At 63.7% G+C, this 16,050-nt stretch carries 15 protein-coding genes and 1 riboswitch; of the genes, 9 read left to right on the forward strand and 6 right to left on the reverse strand.

Annotated features, from left to right (window positions below; translation table 11 throughout):
* Positions 1-2: 2 nt before the first annotated feature.
* From ftsY to NBH21_RS11325, 5 genes are all read right to left on the reverse strand, one after another.
* Positions 3-1,364: a signal recognition particle-docking protein FtsY gene (gene ftsY / locus NBH21_RS11305; protein ID WP_250913598.1), complete on the reverse strand. Its 1,362-nt coding sequence runs from the start codon at positions 1,362-1,364 to the stop codon at positions 3-5.
* Between the two features lie 55 nt (positions 1,365-1,419).
* Positions 1,420-2,799: a tRNA (N(6)-L-threonylcarbamoyladenosine(37)-C(2))-methylthiotransferase MtaB gene (mtaB, locus tag NBH21_RS11310; RefSeq protein ID WP_280924908.1), complete on the reverse strand. Its 1,380-nt coding sequence runs from the start codon at positions 2,797-2,799 to the stop codon at positions 1,420-1,422.
* Entirely contained in the window at positions 2,721-3,626 is a 906-nt protein-coding gene (gene dapF / locus NBH21_RS11315) for a diaminopimelate epimerase (RefSeq protein WP_250913597.1), read from the reverse strand. Before dapF ends, mtaB begins: the two co-directional genes overlap by 79 nt.
* A gap of 857 nt (positions 3,627-4,483) precedes the next feature.
* Positions 4,484-6,298 carry a phosphomethylpyrimidine synthase ThiC gene (gene thiC / locus NBH21_RS11320; RefSeq protein ID WP_250913596.1) on the reverse strand — a complete coding sequence of 605 codons (1,815 nt, stop codon included), beginning with the start codon at positions 6,296-6,298 and terminating at the stop codon, positions 4,484-4,486.
* Positions 6,299-6,438: 140 nt separating this feature from the next.
* Positions 6,439-6,570, reverse strand: a riboswitch (TPP riboswitch).
* Positions 6,571-6,620: 50 nt separating this feature from the next.
* Positions 6,621-7,628, reverse strand: a complete 1,008-nt coding sequence (locus NBH21_RS11325; protein WP_250913595.1) for an MBL fold metallo-hydrolase — start codon at positions 7,626-7,628, stop codon at positions 6,621-6,623.
* Between the two features lie 330 nt (positions 7,629-7,958).
* On the opposite strand from NBH21_RS11325, the gene ffh reads away from it, so the two are divergent.
* From ffh to trmD, 5 genes are all read left to right on the forward strand, one after another.
* Positions 7,959-9,530: a signal recognition particle protein gene (gene ffh / locus NBH21_RS11330; RefSeq protein WP_250913594.1), complete on the forward strand. Its 1,572-nt coding sequence runs from the start codon at positions 7,959-7,961 to the stop codon at positions 9,528-9,530.
* An 11-nt stretch (positions 9,531-9,541) separates the two neighbouring features.
* Positions 9,542-9,862: a chorismate mutase gene (locus tag NBH21_RS11335; protein WP_099059725.1), complete on the forward strand. Its 321-nt coding sequence runs from the start codon at positions 9,542-9,544 to the stop codon at positions 9,860-9,862.
* Between the two features lie 63 nt (positions 9,863-9,925).
* The gene (gene rpsP / locus NBH21_RS11340) at positions 9,926-10,300 is read left to right on the forward strand and encodes a 30S ribosomal protein S16 (RefSeq protein WP_250913593.1); all 375 of its coding nucleotides are present in this window, start codon (positions 9,926-9,928) and stop codon (positions 10,298-10,300) included.
* A gap of 129 nt (positions 10,301-10,429) precedes the next feature.
* Positions 10,430-10,999 (forward strand): ribosome maturation factor RimM, encoded by a 570-nt coding sequence (gene rimM, locus NBH21_RS11345; protein WP_250913592.1) that lies wholly within the window; start codon positions 10,430-10,432, stop codon positions 10,997-10,999.
* Between the two features lie 7 nt (positions 11,000-11,006).
* Positions 11,007-11,708 carry a tRNA (guanosine(37)-N1)-methyltransferase TrmD gene (gene trmD / locus NBH21_RS11350; protein WP_250913591.1) on the forward strand — a complete coding sequence of 234 codons (702 nt, stop codon included), beginning with the start codon at positions 11,007-11,009 and terminating at the stop codon, positions 11,706-11,708.
* On the opposite strand, the gene NBH21_RS11355 is transcribed toward trmD, so the two are convergent.
* A complete protein-coding gene (locus NBH21_RS11355) occupies positions 11,690-12,436 on the reverse strand; it encodes a sulfite exporter TauE/SafE family protein (RefSeq protein WP_250913590.1) in 747 nt (248 codons plus the stop codon). The genes trmD and NBH21_RS11355 overlap by 19 nt on opposite strands.
* 268 nt (positions 12,437-12,704) lie before the next feature.
* On the opposite strand from NBH21_RS11355, the gene rplS reads away from it, so the two are divergent.
* The 4 genes from rplS (at position 12,705) to NBH21_RS11375 (ending at position 15,983) form a co-directional block, all read left to right on the forward strand.
* Positions 12,705-13,241: a 50S ribosomal protein L19 gene (rplS, locus tag NBH21_RS11360; RefSeq protein ID WP_250913589.1), complete on the forward strand. Its 537-nt coding sequence runs from the start codon at positions 12,705-12,707 to the stop codon at positions 13,239-13,241.
* A gap of 148 nt (positions 13,242-13,389) precedes the next feature.
* Positions 13,390-13,788, forward strand: coding sequence for a DUF2946 family protein (locus NBH21_RS11365; RefSeq protein ID WP_250913588.1), 399 nt, complete (start codon positions 13,390-13,392; stop codon positions 13,786-13,788).
* 99 nt (positions 13,789-13,887) lie between these two features.
* Entirely contained in the window at positions 13,888-14,562 is a 675-nt protein-coding gene (locus NBH21_RS11370; RefSeq protein ID WP_250913587.1) for a Crp/Fnr family transcriptional regulator, read from the forward strand.
* An 8-nt stretch (positions 14,563-14,570) separates the two neighbouring features.
* Positions 14,571-15,983: a PepSY-associated TM helix domain-containing protein gene (locus tag NBH21_RS11375; protein WP_250913586.1), complete on the forward strand. Its 1,413-nt coding sequence runs from the start codon at positions 14,571-14,573 to the stop codon at positions 15,981-15,983.
* Positions 15,984-16,050 lie beyond the last annotated feature (67 nt).

Consider the following 16,050-nt stretch of genomic DNA (forward strand, 5'->3'; position numbering starts at 1 on the left):
CGTCAGCGGGCGATGCCGGCAATGGCACTGGCGAAATCCTCGGCCTCGAAGGGCTCGAGATCGTCGACGCCTTCGCCGACCCCGATGAAGTAGACCGGCAGCTTGTGCTTCGCCGCGATGGCGACGAGGATGCCGCCGCGGGCGGTGCCGTCGAGCTTTGTCATGATGAGGCCGTTGACGCCCGCCACGTTGCGGAAGATCTCCACCTGGTTCATGGCGTTCTGGCCGGTGGTGGCGTCGAGCGTCTGGAGAACGGTGTGCGGCGCTTCCGGATCGAGCTTGCCGAGAACGCGCACGATCTTTTCGAGCTCGGCCATCAGCTCGGCCTTGTTCTGCAGCCGGCCGGCGGTGTCGATGATCAGCACGTCGCTCTTCTCGACCTTCGCCTTTTCGAAGGCGTCGTAGGCGAGGCCTGCGGCATCGGCACCGAGCTTGGTGCCGATGAAGGTTGAGCCGGTGCGGTCGGCCCAGATCTTCAGCTGTTCGATTGCGGCGGCGCGGAAGGTGTCGCCAGCGGCGAGCATGACCTTGAGGCCAGAGCCGGAAAGCTTGGCGGCGAGCTTGCCGATGGTGGTGGTCTTGCCGGTGCCGTTGACGCCGACCACGAGGACGACGTGCGGCTTGTGGTTGAGGTCCAGCGCCAGCGGCTTGGCCACCGGCTTCAGCACCTTGGTGATTTCGGCCGCCATGATGCGGGCGACATCCTCGCCGCTCACATCCTTGCCGTAGCGTTCGGAGGACAGCGCACCGGTGATGCGCATGGCAGTCTCGACGCCGAGGTCCGCCTGGATCAGCAGGTCTTCAAGTTCGTCGAGCGTATCCTCGTCCAGCTTACGCTTGGTGAAGAGGGCGGCGATCTGCCCGGTCAGCTGCGAGGAGGTGCGGAAGAGGCCCGCCTTCAGACGCTGGAACCAGGTGAGCTTTTCCTTCGGCGTTTCCGCTTCCGGCTCGGGCGTCGTTTCTACCGTGGCGAAGCCCCTGGGAAGCGCCACCGGCCCTTCCGGCTCCGGAGCGATGTCCGCCTGCGGTGCGATTTCCCCATGGGAAACGTCGGCAGGCTGTTCCGGCTGCGGGTGGAAGGCGGCTTCTGTCTCTTGCGGGATCTCGGCAACGTCAGGCGTTTCCTCGGCTGCGGAGACCTGCTCCTCCTCGACCGTCTCGTCCGGCGCTGGGCCGCCGGCGGTTTCGATCACTTCGGGCAGCACCGGTTCGGCGGCGATGACGGCTTCTTCCGGCGTTGCGTCGGTTTCGGCCTTTTCGGCGGCTTCGATCAGGCTTGCGAAATCCTCGCCCTCCGGCGGTTTTTCGCTTGCCGGCTTCTCCTTGCCGAAGGTGAAGACTTTCTTGATGAAGCCGAGCGCCATGAAGCTTTCCGTTCTGTCTTTCCGTTCGATCAGCCCGTTTGACCGGTTTGCCCGATCAGGCGGCCGAGGCTGAGGCCGGTTGAATGTCGAGGTGGCGGCCATTGTGGCCGGTGATCGTGACCGTCACAAGGTCGCGCGGCTGAAAGCCGGGCGTGGCAACGAGCGCGAAGTTTTCCGTATGGGCCATGCCGCTCATTTCCACAAGCACCGTCTGTCGTGTGCCGACCATTGCGGCGAGGTGGCGGGCCTGAAGCTTCTCCGCCGTTTCGCGCAGCCGGGCGGCGCGCTCCTTGACGAGACGGCGGTCGAGCTGCGGCATGCGGGCGGCGGGCGTGCCCGGACGCGGGCTGTAGGGAAAGACGTGAAGCTGGGAAATCCCGATCTCTTCCGCGAGACGGGCGGAATTTGCAGCCATTTCCTCGGTTTCGGTCGGGAAGCCTGCGATCATATCGGCTCCGAAACTCATGCCGGGGCGTAATTGTTTCACGTGCGACACGAATTTCAGCGCGTCGGCGCGGCTGTGACGCCGTTTCATCCGCTTGAGGATCAGGTCGTCGCCATGCTGCAGCGAGAGGTGCAGGTGCGGCATGAAGCGCGGCTCCTCGGCGATCAGGTCGAGGAGGTGCCGGTCGACCTCGATGCTGTCGATGGAGGAGAGCCTGAGTCTGAGGATTTCCGGCACCTGCTTCAGAAGCGTTTTGGCGAGCAGGCCGAGCGTCGGTTCTCCCGGCAGATCGGCGCCGTAGGAGGTGGCGTCGACGCCGGTGAGCACCACTTCGCGATACCCGTTCTCCGCAAGCTTGCGGGCCTGTTCGACCACCGCGCCCATGGGCACGGACCGCGAATTGCCGCGGCCGAAAGGGATGATGCAGAAGGTGCAGCGATGGTCGCAGCCGTTCTGCACCTGAATGAAGCCTCGGACATGACCGTCGAGATGGCCGACCATCTGCGGGGCGGTCTCGGTCACGCTCATGATGTCATTGACGCGAACCTTCTCCTCGGCGGAAATGCCGAAGTCGGGCAGCGACCGGTAGCTTTCGGAGCGCAGCTTCTCCTCGTTGCCGAGCACGGCGTCCACTTCCGGCATGGCGGCAAAGCCCGCCGCATCGGTCTGGGCGGCGCAGCCGGTGACGATGATGCGGATTTCCGGATTTTCGCGCCGTGCCTTGCGGATCGCCTGACGGGCCTGACGCACCGCCTCGCCGGTGACAGCGCAGGTATTGAACAGGATTGCGCCGTTCAGCCCCGCCTTGGCGGCCTCCGCCTTCATCACCTCGGATTCATAGGTGTTGAGCCGACAGCCGAAGGTGACGACGTCGATGCCGCCCTGTCCGCCCGCGCTCGAAGCGTCGCGGCTCACCTTGCCGAGGCCCCGGCTTCCACATCGCGTTCGAAGGAGCCGGTCACGGGATCGAGATGGCCGGACCATTCCCATTCGGCGGGGCCCGTCATGACGACGTGATCGTCGCGCTCGCGCCACTCGATGACGAGCGGCTGGCGGCTGGGGCTTGAAGCGACGTCGATCGTCACCTTGCGGCCGGTTCGTCCGGTGCGCGCGGCCGAGACACCGGCGGCGCAGGCGGCGGAACCGCAGGCGAGCGTCAGGCCCGCTCCGCGCTCCCAGGTGCGGGTGCGCAGGCGATCCTTGCCGGTGACCTGGGCGAGCGTGATGTTTGCCTTTTCGGGGAACATCGGATGGTTTTCGAGCAGCGGTCCGAAGCGGGCGAGATCGAAGGACATGGGATCGCGGTCGACCCAGAAGATCGCGTGCGGATTGCCCATGGAGGCGACGGAGGGCGAATGCAGGACGGGATCGTCGATCGGGCCGATCTGCAGTTCGATGCGGCTGGTGTCGTGGAATTCTTCCGCCAGCGGAATGCGGTTCCATTCGAACACCGGCCTGCCCATGTCGACGGAGATCATTCCGTCCTCATGTTCCACGGCGTTGAGGATGCCGGCGACGGTCTGGAAGGTGAAGGCCTTGCGGCCGGTTTCGGCTGAAAGCGCCTGCACGACGCAGCGTGTGCCGTTGCCACAGGCCTGCGCCTTGGAACCGTCGCAGTTGATGATGTCGATATAGGCGTCGGTGCCGTCGATCTTCGGATCGTGGATCGCCATGATCTGGTCGAAGCTGGTTTCCGCCTCGCCGGCAAGGGCGACGGCCGCTTCCGGTGTTACCCGGTCGCCACGGCCGCGCATATCGACGACGAGGATCTTGTTGCCAAGCCCGTTCATCTTCGCGAATTCGACCGTTGCTGCCATGGTATCTTTCCTGAAAGTCATTCCTTGCGCTAGAGCGCTGTTCGATCTGATTGAATCAGATCGGCACTCTAAGCCCTTTTTGTTTGAAGCATAATCTTATCGATCCTCGTTTCACTCCGGTCGGATTATGCTCCATTGCCGTCTATATGGCGGAAAAGGGCGGAAATTACCAGTGCACCTCCCGTTACACGAGCGAATGCGCCGCGCGGACCTTCCGGTCGCGTGGTTCGGGTCATTTCGGTTCCCCTTTTCGGCCTTTCAGCCAAGGGATCGGTCGGGGCGCTGGAAGCTGCCTCGTAAAGTAAAAATATGTGACACCTTCCGGCGCCCCGTTCGGTGTGTTTTTCCGAACGAACTCGGTCTCTCTGCGCGGATGACGGCACCTTTCCAGGGTTGCGCTCGCGAACATTCTCGTTCGTGACGCCACGAAAGGCCGTGTTGGCGGCCAGTCGCCGGTCCAGTCATGTGTGCCCTGCAGGCACGCCCCGCCCTGTTTCAGGCGAGAGGGAGACCATTCTCATCCAGCCCCCGGAGCCTGTTCCGCGTTTCGAACAGACAGCCGGATCACCGGTCCCGCCTCGCCGGCAACGCAAGCCGGTGTAACCGCGACGGGACGGGGCCATTCTAGGCCAGGCACGGAGCGCGGGGATTTTGTGGGAAAACGGGGAAGAAAGGGGGGCACCGCGAAACGAGGGGAAGCCTGCCCCTCATCCCCCTGCCGGGACCTTCTCCCCGCAAGCGGGGAGAAGGGGTCCGGGGCACGGCGCAGAACAAGACGCGGGACGAGCCGCAACGCTACCGTCCCCTCTCCCCGCCTGCGGGGAGAGGGGCAAAGTCGGGCGAAGCGGGCGAACGGTTTATGCCTTTGGCATGTAGAGATCGCCGCCGTCGCGATATTTCGCAGCCATGGCGTCCATGCCCTCCTTTTGAGCCTCCGCGCGAATGTCGTGGGAAATCCGCATGGAGCAGAATTTCGGGCCGCACATGGAGCAGAAATGGGCGACCTTGTGGGCCTCCTTCGGCAGGGTCTCGTCATGCATCGAGCGGGCGGTATCGGGATCGAGCGACAGGTTGAACTGGTCTTCCCAGCGGAACTCGAAGCGGGCGCGCGACAGCGCGTCGTCACGGGTTCTTGCCGCCGGATGGCCCTTGGCGAGATCGGCGGCGTGGGCGGCGATCTTGTAGGTGATGACGCCCACCTTCACGTCGTTGCGGTCGGGAAGGCCGAGATGCTCCTTCGGGGTGACGTAGCAGAGCATGGCCGTGCCGAACCAGCCGATCATCGCCGCGCCGATGCCAGACGTGATATGGTCGTAGCCCGGCGCGATGTCGGTGGTCAGCGGTCCGAGTGTGTAGAACGGGGCCTCGCCACAGACTGCCAGCTGCTTGTCCATGTTCTCCCTGATCTTGTGCATGGGAACATGGCCCGGACCCTCGATCATAACCTGGCAGTCCTTCGCCCAGGCGATCCTCGTGAGTTCGCCGAGCGTTTCGAGTTCGGCGAACTGCGCGCGGTCGTTGGCGTCGGCGATGGAGCCGGGGCGCAGACCATCGCCCAGCGAGAAGGACACGTCATAGGTCCGGCAGATGTCGCAGATCTCCTCGAAATGTTCGTAGAGGAAGCTCTCCCGGTGATGATGCAGACACCACTTGGCCATGATGGAGCCGCCACGCGAAACGATGCCGGTGACACGGTCGACGGTGAGCGGGATATAGGCGAGGCGCACGCCGGCATGGATGGTGAAATAGTCGACGCCCTGCTCCGCCTGCTCGATGAGCGTATCGCGATAGACCTCCCAGCTCAGGTTCTCGGCGATGCCGCCGACCTTTTCCAGCGCCTGATAGAGCGGCACGGTGCCGATCGGCACAGGGGCGTTTCTCACGATCCAGTCACGGATGTTGTGGATGTTGCGGCCGGTGGAGAGATCCATCACCGTATCGGCGCCCCAGCGGATCGCCCAAACCATCTTCTCCACCTCCTCGGCCATCGACGAGGTGACGGCGGAATTGCCGATATTGGCGTTGATCTTCACGAGGAAATTTCGGCCGATCGCCATCGGCTCGCTTTCGGGATGGTTGATGTTGGCGGGAATGATGGCGCGGCCGGCGGCCACTTCCTGACGCACGAATTCGGGGGTGACGAAGTCGGGAATGTGGGCGCCGAAGCTCTCGCCATCGCGGGGCGTGGGGAGGGAAGCATCCCGCATCGCCTTGCGGCCGAGATTTTCGCGGATGGCGACGAACTCCATCTCCGGCGTGATGATGCCGGCGCGGGCATAGGCGAGCTGGGTGATGGCATTGCCGTTTCTGGCGCGCAGCGGCGCATGGCAGAGCGGAAATTCGGGCGTCAGCTTTTCGGGCGAGACGAAGCCGTTGTCCTCCGGCTTCACGATGCGTCCCTCATAGGTCTCGACGTCGCCGCGGGCCGCGATCCATTCGGTCCTGAGGCGGGCAAGGCCCCGGTCGATGGCGATGTCGCAGGCGGGATCGGTGTAGGGACCGGAGGTGTCGTAGACGTTAACCGGGGGCTCGCCGGCGGTCGGATGGACGGCGATCTGGCGCATGGGGACACGGATCGCCGGGTGGATCTCGCCGGGAATGTAGATCCGGGTCGAGGCGGGAAGAGGGGCCGTGGTGATTTCGGGTTTTACGATCTGCGGGGCGATGTTCATCGTGGAGCTCCAAGGTTTGATGTTGGAGACCCAGTCATGTCAGCCGGAATGATGGAATGCGCCTTGCGGATCCTGTTTCGGATCCCAGGTTTGCCCTAGCCATTCCGGAGGAACCCAAGGGTCCCGTGTTCGGAATCGATCTGGCAGCGCTCGCACCGTCCCTACGCCAGTATGAACTGGATCAGGTTCAACGGGTCACCGCGCTGCCATCGGTCATACCGGATGGCCCAGCGGAATCTCAGCCCCTTGTCGGGACACCCCTGGTGAATTCGGTGATTTTCGAAAATTCCGGCGCGCCTGTCAATGGCTGGAAGAGATGGGTTCACGCCACGGTCGGCACGTCGAAGGCCTCGCCGGCGCGCAAGGGGCGGAAGCGTTGCGGCTCCACGCCCTCAGCGGCAAGGGCTTGCGACAGGTGTTCCACCGGCGCTTCGATGGCCTCATCGGTGAGCTGGAAGGTGCCGAAATGGTGGCCGACGGCGTAAGCCGCGTTGCAGAGCCGCATGCCGGCGACGGCTTCCTCCGGGTTCTGGTGCTGCCCCTTCATGAACCAGCGCGGCTCGTAGGCGCCGATGGGCAGCACGGCGAGGCGGAAGGCGCCGTGTTTTGCTGCGGCAGCCTTGTAGTTGATGCCGTCGTGAAAGCCGGTGTCGCCGATGTGGTAGACCTTGCCGGCCGGTGTCGAGATGATGAAGGCTGCCCAGAGCGCCATGCGGCGATCGTTGATGCCGCGCGCCGACCAGTGATGGCAGGGTTCCGCATCGATGGAAACGCCGTCGGAAAGCGCGATGCGGTCGCCCCAGTCCATGACCGAAATCAGGGCCTCGGGCATCGCCTTGCGGATCAGCGGGTCGTTGCCGAGCGGGGTGACGACCTGCGGCGCATGACGCTTGCCGAGGCGGGAAAGCGTTTGAAGATCGAGATGGTCGTAGTGATTGTGGGTGACGATCACGAGGTCTATCGGCGGCAGAGCTTCGAAGGGGATGCCCGGTTCGATGACGCGTTTCGGCCCGGCGAAGGAAAAGGGGCTGGCGCGTTCGGACCAGACGGGGTCGGTGAGGATGTTGAGGCCGGCGACCTGGATCAGCAGGCTGGCATGGCCGATCATGGTGACGCGCAGGCCGTCACCGCCGATGCGTTCGGCAGGCGCTGCCGGCTGCGACGGGCGTTCGACCCGCTTCGGCCAGCGGGCGCGCTCGCCGTTGGTTCGCCATTTCCAGAGATCGCGGAGATTGCCGGGTTCCACGCCTTCCGGATTGAAGAAGCGGATGCCGTCGAAATGATCGGTGACGGGGCCTGAATAATAGGGGTTGGCCGGTTTTCTCGCCATGGTGCCTTGCCGTTGTCGATGAGGACATGCATCTGGGAACGGGGCGGCCGGTTTGGAAGAGGCATTGCGTGAATTGCGTGCTTTTGGGCCTGTTTTCCGGCAAGCCTTGACTTTCCCGGGCTTTTCCTGTTTATCGCGGCGAAATCTGCGACGAGACAAGAACTCCGAGCCGCCGACCGGGACCCTGACAGGTATAAAGAGATCCCGGAGGTCAACACCCGACAGCGCGATGCGCCCTCGGGTGCTTTTTGGCTTTGCGTCTTGTTTTCGGCGGGAAAAAGACCAACGTTCCGGGGCAAGCGACGAAACCGGAACGATAAGGAAGAGCCGATGTTTGAAAACCTCCAGGACCGCCTTGGATCCATTCTGAATGGACTGACCGGCCGTGGCGCATTGTCCGAGGCGGATGTTTCCGCCGCGCTGCGCGAGGTGCGTCGTGCGCTTCTGGAAGCCGACGTGGCGCTGGAAGTGGTGCGTTCCTTCACCGACAAGGTGCGGGAAAAGGCAGTCGGCGCCGCGGTCCTGAAATCGATCAAGCCCGGCCAGATGGTCGTCAAGATCGTCCATGACGAACTCGTCGAGATGCTGGGCTCCGAGGGCGTCGGCATCGACCTCAATGCGGCGGCTCCGGTCGTCATCATGATGGTCGGCCTGCAGGGCTCGGGCAAGACCACCACCACCGGCAAGATCGCCAAGCGGCTGACCGAGCGCGAGAAGAAGAAGGTGCTGATGGCGTCGCTCGATACGCGACGCCCGGCCGCCCAGGAACAGCTTCGCCAGCTTGGCGCACAGACCGGCATCGACACGCTTCCGGTGATTGCCGGCCAGTCGCCGACCGACATCGCATCGCGCGCCGTGCAGGCGGCGAAGCTCGGCGGCCACGACATCGTCATCCTCGACACCGCCGGCCGTACCCATATCGACGAGCCGCTGATGGTCGAAATGGCCGAGATCAAGGCTAGGTCGAAGCCGCATGAAATCCTGCTCGTCGCCGACAGCCTGACCGGTCAGGACGCCGTCAATCTCGCCCGCAATTTCGACGAGCGCGTCGGTATTACCGGTCTCGTCTTGACCCGCATGGACGGCGATGGCCGCGGCGGCGCCGCCCTTTCGATGCGCGCGGTCACCGGCAAGCCGATCAAGCTGATCGGCGTCGGCGAAAAGATGACGGAACTTGAGGAGTTCCATCCCCGGCGTATCGCCGACCGCATCCTCGGCATGGGCGACATCGTTTCGCTGGTCGAAAAGGCGGCCGAGACGATCGACGCCGAGAAGGCGGCCGCCATGGCCGCCAAGATGGCCAAGGGCAAGTTCGACCTCGACGACCTGTCCGAACAACTCAAGCAGATGAAGAAGATGGGCGGCATGGGTGGCATCATGGGCCTGATGCCCGGCATGTCCGGCATGAAGGACAAGATGGCGTCCGCTGGTCTGAACGACAAGCTGTTCGACCGCCAGATCGCCATCATTTCCTCGATGACCCGGGCCGAGCGCGCCAATCCCGACATTCTCAAGCATTCCCGCAAGAAGCGCATCGCGGCAGGCTCCGGCACGGACGCCGCCGAGATCAACAAGCTTTTGAAAATGCACCGCCAGATGGCCGACATGATGAAGATGATGGGCGGCAAGGGCAAAGGCGGGATGATGAAGCAGATGATGGGCGGCCTTGCCTCCAAGATGGGGCTCGGTGGCGGTATGGGCGGCATGCCCGACCTCTCCAGCATGGACCCGAAGCAGCTCGAAGCGCTGGCCAAGCAGGCGGAAGCCGCCGGCCTCAAGCCGCCGCCGGGTCTCGGTGGCATGGGCGGTCTTCCGGGTCTCGGTGGCGGAGGGCTTCCGGGTATGGGCGGAGCGAAGCTTCCCGGTCTCGGCGGTCTGCCGGGCCTGCCGAAGAAGAAGTGAGGGAAGAAAAGATGGTCGATCAAGCCGTCAAGGAACAGCTTTCCAGCTATCGCCAGTCGATCGACAACATCGACGCCGCGCTGGTGCACATTCTGGCCGAACGCTTCCGCTGCACCAAGGCAGTGGGCATGCTGAAGGCCAAGTACGATCTGCCGCCGGCCGACCCGGCGCGCGAGGAATACCAGATCGCTCGCCTGCGCCGGCTGGCACAGGACGCGCATCTGGATCCGGATTTCGCCGAGAAGTTCCTGAACTTCATCATCACGGAAGTCATCCGGCATCATGAAGCCATTGCCGCCGAACATGGCGGTGCAACCGAAAAGACCGCCTGACGGCGGCCTCAACAACAACCGGACCGCCGGAAGGCGGCCCAAAGAAAACTCAAGGAGTACATCATGTCCCTCAAGATTCGTCTCGCCCGCGGCGGTTCCAAGAAGCGCCCCTACTACCAGATCGTCGTCGCCGACGCCCGTTCGCCGCGCGACGGCCGCTTCCTAGAGAAGGTCGGTTCGTGGAACCCGATGCTCGGCAAGGACAATGAAAAGCGCATCGAACTGAACGTCGACCGCATCAAGGAATGGCTTGCCAAGGGCGCACAGCCGACCGACCGCGTCCTGCGCTTCCTCGCTGAAGCCGGCGTTGCCGCCCGCGACGCCCGCAACAACCCGGAAAAGGCAAAGCCGGGCAAGAAGGCTATGGAGCGTGTCAAGGAAAAGGAAGCAAAGGCTGCTGAGCTCGCTGCTGCCGCCGCCGAAGCTGCTGCTGAATAATTTTTGCACCGGATTTGTCCGGTTTGAACGGGCGGCAGGTCTCCTGCCGCCCGTTTTAGCGTTTTCTTTCGGCAACTTTCGCACTACAAGGCAGGTATCCGACAATTGCCCGAAAATGCGACAGAACCCATGACCAAGCTAGAAAATCCCGTTCTGATGGCCGTGATCGGCGCGGCCCAGGGGCTGCGCGGCGAAGTCAGGGTGAGGGCCTATACCGGCGATCCCATGTCGCTCGGCGAATACGGCAACCTGCACAGCCTCGACGGTCGCGTCTTCGAAATCCTCGAGATCCGCGAAGGCAAGAATGTCGCTATCGTGCGGTTTCGCGGGGTCAACGATCGCAATGCGGCGGAAGCGCTGAACGGGCTGGAGCTTTACATCGACCGCGATGCGCTTCCCGACGAGGAACTCGACGAGGACGAATTCTACTATGCCGACCTCGAAGGCCTCGAAGTGCATGATGCCGAGGGCAACCACTACGGCGCGGTGACCGGCATCTACGATTTCGGAGCTGGCGATCTTCTCGAGCTGAAAGGTCCCGGCAAGCGTCCGGTCCTCATTCCCTTCTCCGAGGCGGCCGTTCTTGAAATCGACCTCGAGGGCGGCAAGATCCTCGTCGATCCGATTGCCGCCGGCCTGAAGGACGACGACGAAAAGCCCTATGGCGGCGGGAAGGCGCGTCCGAGGAAGGACGGGTGAGACGCTGATGGCTTTCAAGGCGACGGTTCTGACCCTTTATCCGGAGATGTTTCCGGGCCATCTCGGTGCTGCGATTGCCGGCCGCGCGCTGGAGCGCGGCGACTGGTCGGTCGAGTCGGTGCAGATCCGCGACTTCGCCATCGACAAGCATCGCAGCGTCGACGACACGCCGTCCGGCGGCGGGGCGGGCATGGTGCTGAAGCCCGATGTGCTTGCCCGCGCTATCGATTCGGTCGCGGCCGATACCCGTCCGCGCCTGCTGATGAGCCCGCGCGGGCGGCCGCTGACGCAGGAACGCGTGCGCAAGATCGCCGGCGGCGAAGGCGTGGTGATCGTCTGCGGGCGATTCGAGGGGGTCGACCAGCGGGTGATCGATGCCCGCAATCTCGAAGAGGTTTCCATCGGGGACTATATTCTCTCCGGCGGCGAGCCTGCGGCGCTCACGCTGCTCGATGCGGTCGTGCGCATCCTGCCCGGTGTGATGGGCAACCAGCTTTCCGGCGTGCATGAAAGCTTCGAGGCGGGGCTTCTGGAGCATCCGCATTACACCCGGCCGCAGGTGTTTGAGGGTCGCGAGATCCCGGCGGTGCTGACCTCGGGGGATCATGCGGCGGTCGAGAAATGGCGGCTGGCGGAAGCGGTCAAACTGACAGCCGAACGGCGGCCGGATCTGTTGAGTGCGGACGAGGATCAGCCGGTCAGGAAATAATAGACGGCGAGCAGAAGGCCGGCCGCGACGACCAGGAAACGCAGGATCGACTGGGGGACCCGCCTGGCGAGGCTGACGCCGGCATAGCCGCCGAGCGCGACGGCCGGGACCATGACCAGCGCATGAGTCCAAGAGACGGCGCCGGCGGTGGCAAAGACTGCGATCGCCACCGCCGCGATGACGATCGACAAGAAGTTCTTCAAGGCGTTCAGCCGATGATAATCGCCGCCGCTCGCAAGGCCGAGCGAGGCGAGCATCATGATACCCATCCCGGCTCCGAAGAAGCCGCCATAAAAGGCTGTCAGCGTCTGCAGGACAAGGCCGAGCGGCGTCGCCGGATGGCCCTCGCCCGCGGTTTTCGGCCTGAGCTTCGGCCCGGCCGCGAAGACGGCCGTGGCGGCGATCAGCAGCCAGGGAACCATGGCGCGAAATGTCGGATTGGACAGCGAAACCAGGAGGAGCGCGCCGGCGAACGCCCCCGCCGCCGAAACGAGGGCGAGTACGACGGCCCCCTGCCAGAAGCTCTTCAGCTCGCGAATATAGGCAAGAGTCGAGGTGACGTAGCCGGGAAACTGGGTGATGGACGATGTGGCGTTGGCTGCAATCGGTGGCAGGCCGGCCAGCGTCAGCGCGCCGAAGGTCAGGAAGGTGCCGCCGCCTGCAATCGCATTGACTACACCGGAAAAGAAACCGGCGGCAAAGAGAAGAAGGATCGTCGCAATCGGCATGTCATGTCCCCGGCCACGGCGACAAGGCTTATGCCTTCCCGTTCGTGCGGGCAAGCGGCGGACGGTCGCCTCCGACAAAAGTGTTGTACCGGGGGTGACAACCGGGGGCGTTTGGTGTATTTGCGCCCACGGAAATGGGCTTTTGCCCGTCTGCCACAACAAAGAGCATGCGTACCCGCTCCTGCCCACAAGGCAAATCCGGAGGCTTCGACCGAAGGATGATCCGTTGAGCGCTCTGGCTGTTCCAGAAGAACCGAAGGTTAGACAAATGAACATCATTGAACAGCTGGAAGCCGAACAGGCCGCCAAGATCGCCGCCAAGCGTACGCTTCCTGAATTCTCCCCGGGCGACACCGTCCGCGTCAACGTGAAGGTCACGGAAGGCAACCGTACCCGCGTGCAGGCCTATGAAGGCGTCTGCATCGCCCGTTCCGGCGGCGGCCTCAACGAGAGCTTCACCGTTCGCAAGATCTCCTACGGCGAAGGCGTCGAGCGCGTATTCCCGATCTACTCCCCGATGGTCGAAGGCGTTGAAGTCGTTCGCCGCGGTAAGGTCCGTCGCGCCAAGCTCTACTACCTGCGCGACCGTCGCGGCAAGTCGGCTCGTATCGTCGAGAACACCGGCACCCGCGCCCGCAAGCTGAACGACGCCGAGCGCGCCGCAATTGCCGAGGAAAAGGCACGTCTGGAAGCTGAAAAGATCGCAGCAGCACAGGCTCTGGCCGCCGAAAAGGCAGCAGCAGAAGCCGCCGAAGCAAAGGCTGCTGCCGAAGCTGCAGCTGCAGCCGAAGCCTCTGCAGAATAAGAATTCCCGATTTCGGGTTTTTGGGAAGGCGGCCTCTGGGCCGCCTTTTCTGTTTTCAGGTCCGTTTTCGCGACCTCTTGGCGCGGACCCGGATGCTTGCGTCCAAGTGATGCGACTGGTAATTCTTCCCTCAGGCAGGGGATCATCGATGCAGCGCAGGCGACCGACATGGCAGACCGCGATACGCGCCCTGTGCGTGTTGGCGCTCTTTGCCGTCGGGTTTGCGCATCAGGTCCCGGCGGGGGTTGTTCCAGCGCTTTCCGCGGCCGAGATCGCCACGCTGACGCTGCCTGACGGCACGCTTCCGGAACTCTGCCTGCCCGGCCAGGACGGGGATGGCAAGGCCGGACACAAGATGGGCATGACGGGATGCGAGGCCTGCGTCATCGCCGGCTCCACCCTTTTGCCCGCTCCCGTGGACATTACGGGGCGGACCCTTTCCGTCACGCTTGAAATCCTCGTTCCCGAACGGGCCGAGGCCCTTTACAGGCAGCTTTTCCCACCCAATGCGGCGCCAAGGGCGCCTCCTCTTCCGGTTATCGCCTGAACCTGGTTTCCGCATGGCCCCGCCGTGCGAACCGTTACGTTCAACAGGCCGGAACCGTGCCCGCGCGCATGAGGTCCGGTCCGATATCCGGATTTCACCATGCTCCAACTTGCATCCTTGGCAGCGCTGGGATGCGCGCTGCCTGCCAAATCGCACCCCGATACCCCTGCCGAGAGTCGCGAATTCCTTGCGCCCCGAACCATCATCTTCCGTGAGGGGTTCGACGCGGTGCCGCAATTGCGGCTGACGGACGGCTGTGTCGCCCTTTCCCGATCGCTCTCCGACGGACGCCGCCAGATCATCGACATCGTCGGGCCGGGCCGGCTGATCGGTCTCGTCTTTGGCGAACACAACCGGACCACCGCGGAAACGCTCACCTATTGTCAGATAGAACCCGCGCGTGAACTCGGCCTGGCCGAGTTTCGCGGGGCGGTCAACGAGATGGTGTTGAGGGTCGAGTCGCATGCCATTTTATTGGGGCGCAAGACCGCACCGGAGCGCGTCGCTTCGGCAATTCTCGACCTTGCCGATCAATTTGCCCGGCCGCGCGCGAAGCGCAAGGGCACGACGACCTTCAATCTCTATCTCACCCGGGGAGAAATGGCCGACTGGCTGGGACTGACGGTCGAAACCGTCAGTCGCTGTTTCCAGCGCTTCAGGCGGGCCGGCCTCGTCGGCTTCACGGATCCGCAGATCGTGACGCTGCTGCAGCCGACCGTTCTCCAGGCAATCGCCGCTGGCCGGCGTCAATTCGACAATTCCAACACCCCTTGAGGAAGCCCATGACCATCCTGACCGATGTGCCGGCCGCGCCGGCATCGGCGTCGTTTTCGCGACGCTTCTACACCACTGCATGGCGCTGGCATTTCTACGCCGGGCTCTATGTCGCTCCCTTTCTCGTCATGCTGGCCGTAACCGGTCTCATCATGCTGTGGTCGGCCGTGCTCGTCGGCCGAGACGGCGAAAAATACTACAAGGTAACGTCAGCCGGACCTGAACTCGCCGTGTCGCAGCAGGCCGAAGCGGCGCTTTCCATCATTCCCGGAGGAAAGCTCGTCCAGTATATCGTGCCGCGCACGCCCGAGCAGCCGGCGGTGCTCCGCATCAATCAGGGGGATCAGTCGACCATGGTCGCCGTCGATCCCCATACGGCCAAGGTGCTGGGCGACTGGCAGCGGCGAAACGCGCTTTACGATCTCGCCGACACGATCCATGGCACGCTTTTGATCGGAGATGTCGGAGACAGGCTTATCGAGATCGCCGCGGGGTTCGGCGTCGTGCTGATTATCACCGGGCTTTACCTCTGGTGGCCTCGTGAAGGCAGTTTCGCCGGCGTGCTCGCTCCGAGGCTTTCGGCGAGGGGCCGGCAATTCTGGAAGTCGCTGCACCTGACGGTCGGATTCTACGTTTCCGCCATTCTTCTCGTGTTCCTGCTGTCGGGGCTGACCTGGGCGGGTATATGGGGCGAGAAATTTACCCAAGCCTGGAGCACCTTTCCCGCCGAGAAATGGGACAATGTGCCGCTCTCCGATTCCACCCATGCCAGCATGAACCACGGCGGCATAAAGGAAGTGCCGTGGACGCTCGAACAGACGCCGATGCCGGCCTCCGGCTCGCATGCAGGCGTGCCGGGAATTCCGGAAGGGGCGGCAGTCAATATCGATTCGGTCGTGGCTCTTGCCCGCTCGCTCGGTTTCGACGGCCGTTTCCAGCTTGGCCTGCCATCGGGCGAGACGGGTGTCTGGACGATTGCGCGCGATACCATGAGCAATGACAGCGGCAATCCCTTCTCCGACCGGACAGTGCATATCGACCAGTATACCGGCAAGGTGCTGGCGGATGTCGGTTTTGCCGATTACGGCGTCGCGGGCAAGGCCATGGCTGCCGGTATCGCCTTTCATGAAGGCGACATGGGTGCCTGGAACGTCGCCCTCGTGACGATCTTCTGCCTCTCGGTGATCTTTCTTGCGGTCTCCGGTGTAGCGATGTGGTGGATGCGACGGCCGAAGGGCGCCGGAGCACGCCTGCTTGCGCCGCGTGTTGGGGAGTCCGGCCCGCTGTGGAAGTCCGGTGCCATCATCATGCTTGCCGTATCGCTGCTCTTTCCGCTGACCGGCGCCGTGCTGATCGGCGTCCTTCTGCTGGACTTCGCCGTTCTGCGGCACATCGGGCCGCTGAAGCGGGCGCTCGGTTGAACGCCTGCGACCGGTGATATGGTTCTTCCCACGATGTATTCCGTCAGATATATCGTGGGAAGGCCTG

It is taken from the genome of Ciceribacter sichuanensis, from assembly GCF_024055605.1.
Classification (GTDB): domain Bacteria; phylum Pseudomonadota; class Alphaproteobacteria; order Rhizobiales; family Rhizobiaceae; genus Allorhizobium; species Allorhizobium sichuanense.